Here is a 3,273-nt window from a genome sequence, read left to right as displayed (position 1 = left end):
CCGTCCGCCATGCCGGCCGTGACTACCACCGGCCCCTACAGGCCCTCGGCCTCACCTGACGAACCCGGACAGATCTCGATCACGCAATGACCCTGGGCGACCTGGTCGAGACAGCCTTTCGTCACGATCCGCGCCGGCCACGCCATCGGACGCTGGACCGGCTGGTGAGACCGCGTTCACGAACGACGTTCCGGCAAAGAGGTATTGAGCCACCACGCCGCCTCACGCCGACAGATCACTTCATTCCTGGAACACGATTCACATGCGCCTCAGCCGTTCCCGCCGGACGCGCTTCTGTTACATCTTCACGAGATGACCTCCGTGTGATGATCAGTCAGTACGCATGCTTCTCATCGACCTCACCTCCGCTTTAAGATTGCCCTGCGTGCCGGGCAACTCGCGGTGTGAGATGCAGGGTGCTGCTCTCTGGCTACCGGTATCGCAATTCGTCATCGGATCCGTGACTCATGGAATTGGGTGACCCATGCCTCCTCGGCTTGTCGGCCATCAAGGCTCCCTGTCTGGACAGCGGTTCCCCATCGGTGCCACACCGCTCACCTTGGGTCGCAACGGCGACAACAGCATCGTGATAGTCGGCGGAAACGTCTCACGCTTTCATGCCGAAGTACGCCGCGAGGGGCACGGGTTCGTGCTGTACGACAGCGGCAGCAGCAATGGGACGCGAGTGAACGGCGCGCGCGTGACCTCGCACGAACTGCAGCCCGGGGATCTCGTCGAGATAGGCACCGAAACGTTCCGCTTCGAAGCGGCCGACGCGATGGAGACCATCCTCGACCTCTCCGTGCTGCGCCCGCTCAGCCCCTCCTCCCAGGCGACCCTGGCGGCAGGACCGGTACTGAACGTCACCGTTTCGGGCGGTGGTCCCGTCGGCCTGGGTTTCGCTCTGCTCCTCGAACACCTCATGGGGCATCGAGTCGCCATCACCGTGTACGACAGCCGCTGGACCCAGGCCGGAGCGAAGGTCGTCTGGAAGAACGAAAGCCAGGGAAACGTACGCCGGCAGCAGGTCGTCACGGTGCAGAGCCGCCAATACCTGAACCTCCCCGAGGAGGTGCAGGAACGGCTGTTCCGCGGCGACGCGTTCTCCGAGATGTGGCCGGTCGGCCCCGACTCGGTCCGCGGCTACAGCCCCAGGAACCTCCGGATCGCCTACATCGAGGACACGCTTCTCGAACTGGCCAACGAAAAGCCGGACCGAATCCGCCTGGTCCCCGACGCGTTCGATCCGGCCGAACACCAGAAGGACGAGACCAAGGATCACGTACTCGCCATTTGCGAGGGCGGCCGCTCACGCACACGCGAGTACTTCTCCGACAAGTTCGGCAGCGCCGACAAGTCCATCTACTCGCTGCACGGTCAGCACATTCAGGACGTCGTGCTGGGCCTACGCGTCAAATCGACGCTCACTGACCCCATGACGGTTCTCCTCACCGTGGCCCAGAACCGGTTTCTCCTCAACGCCCTTCGCGGCGAGGGATTCCTGAACATGCGGCTCACGGACGCCGAAGCCGCGGAAGTGGTCGGAATCGATCCGGTCCGGCACGTATTCGAGGAGTGCATCGCCTCACGCCCTTGCGTCATGGGGCGCGACAGCCACGGTGATTTCCAGTGCTCGACACACAGCACGCTCTTCCTGCCCGCCATGGTCAGGAGTTCGCCCCTGTGGAAGCGGGTGCTGGAGGGGCTGGCGCTGTTCGGCGTTGCCGAGAAGGACCTGAGCGCCGTCACCGCCTTCCGGCTCGACATGGTGCAGCGCCCCAGGTTCACCACGCGTCTCCACTCCGCCACGTCATCCTCGCCGGGGACGTACGGATTCCTCCTCGGCGACGCCGCGAACGCGATCCACTTCTGGCCGGGGCGCGGGCTCAACAGCGGCCTGGGCTCCGCGATCTCACTGGCCCGGTCCCTCAACGGAGCCTGGACGGGCAGGCCGTTCCGGGACGCCGACTTCGCACGCCATGAAGCAGCCATGTCCATGCTCCAGTACCGGCACAAGAGCCGCGCGTGGAACACGATGATCACCACCGACGAGCACGGCGTCAGCCGCCCGATCAAGGAGAAGATCGCCCAGAGCATCGAGGAGTGCGAGGGGAAGGACCTCGACAGGAACGCGGACATCGACGCCCTCGTCGAACGGCTGCGCTCGATCCGCGACCGGCTGACAAAACGCCTCCCCGGCATGCCCGACGACCTGACTCTCCGCAACCACCTGGAGTCACTCGACTCCTCGACCCTGCACACGCTGTGGGAGAGCGGGGCGTGGGACACCCTGACCGTCGGGGGTGAGGAGGTGGACATCGACATCTTCTACCAGCAGGACTCACCGCCCCGGACCGACCCGACGAGGACCCGCGCGGTGTCGTGACCACGAAGGGCTCGGACGCCCTGTGCGCTTCGACTGGTTGTGGAGCCTTGGCCTCAGCCGAGGGTGGTTGTACCGGTCATCGACCGGCCGGGCCGTCGGCCGGGCGGTCGCGCCAGGCCGGGGCGAGGGCCGTGAGCATCAGCGCGGCGGTGAGGGTCAAGGCCAGCGAGTAGCCGGTCTGGCCTGCGAGCACACCGAACCCGACGGCGCCGACGCCCATGCCCGCGTCGTAGGCGAAGTTCCACAGGGCGCTGACGGTGCCGTAGCTGGAGGCGGGGACGCGCGCGTACATCAGTGTCAGCGTGGAGTTCTGGGTGACTCCGAAGCCGATTCCGAACAGGGCCACGCCGAAGACGACGGCGACCGGGCTGTGGGTCAGAGAGGTGAGCAGCGTCGTCCCCGCGACGGAGACGACAAGGCCGGGCAGGACGAGTGAGGCCGGTCCGTGCCGGTCGCCGTGTCGGCCCGCGACCCACCGGGCCACGGTCGAAGCCGTGGACTGGGCGAACAGGGCAACGGCGACGGTTTCGCTGGAAGCCGACGGGACGGCGACGGGGAGGAAGGTGACGACGATTCCGGCAGCGCGCGCGGTAGCGGAGAAGACGGCGGCGGGCCGCAGAAGAGCGGGCGTCCGGATCCCGGCCAGCACGCCGATCGCCCGTCCCGAGGTCGGCTCGCGGTCCGGCAGGCCCGGCACCGAGACGATGGCGGCGAGCGCGGCCACCGCGCCGGCGACGCAGACCGGTACGTACCCCACGTGCCCTACCAGCCACACACCCATGGGCAGGGCCACCTAGTAGTGCTTGGTCAGGTCAGCTGTGGTTGAGCGTGTCCTTCTGGCTCGGTGTTGCGTTGAGAGGGTGTGACTCCGGACGAGATTGCGGCTG

Annotated in this window: 2 protein-coding genes; one reads left to right on the top strand and one right to left on the bottom strand. The window is 66.7% G+C overall.

What is annotated here, in order from left to right; genetic code table 11:
* Positions 1–484: 484 nt before the first annotated feature.
* Positions 485–2,386: an FHA domain-containing protein gene (locus ACWFR1_RS40070; RefSeq protein WP_453560956.1), complete on the top strand. Its 1,902-nt coding sequence runs from the start codon at positions 485–487 to the stop codon at positions 2,384–2,386.
* Between the two features lie 76 nt (positions 2,387–2,462).
* On the opposite strand, the gene ACWFR1_RS40065 is transcribed toward ACWFR1_RS40070, so the two are convergent.
* Positions 2,463–3,167 carry an MFS transporter gene (locus tag ACWFR1_RS40065; RefSeq protein WP_453560953.1) on the bottom strand — a complete coding sequence of 235 codons (705 nt, stop codon included), beginning with the start codon at positions 3,165–3,167 and terminating at the stop codon, positions 2,463–2,465.
* Positions 3,168–3,273: the final 106 nt, after the last annotated feature.

It is taken from the genome of Streptomyces sp. NPDC055103 (assembly GCF_053607625.1).
The sequence above is the reverse complement of the archived record's forward strand: the minus strand, read 5'-3'. Positions and strand labels throughout refer to the sequence as shown.

Coding starts and splice junctions, on each gene's coding strand:
- ACWFR1_RS40070 (WP_453560956.1), top strand. CDS start 485: ATGCCTCCTCGGCTTGTCGGCCATCAAGGCTCCCTGTCTGGACAGCGG.
- ACWFR1_RS40065 (WP_453560953.1), bottom strand. CDS start 3,167: ATGGGTGTGTGGCTGGTAGGGCACGTGGGGTACGTACCGGTCTGCGTC.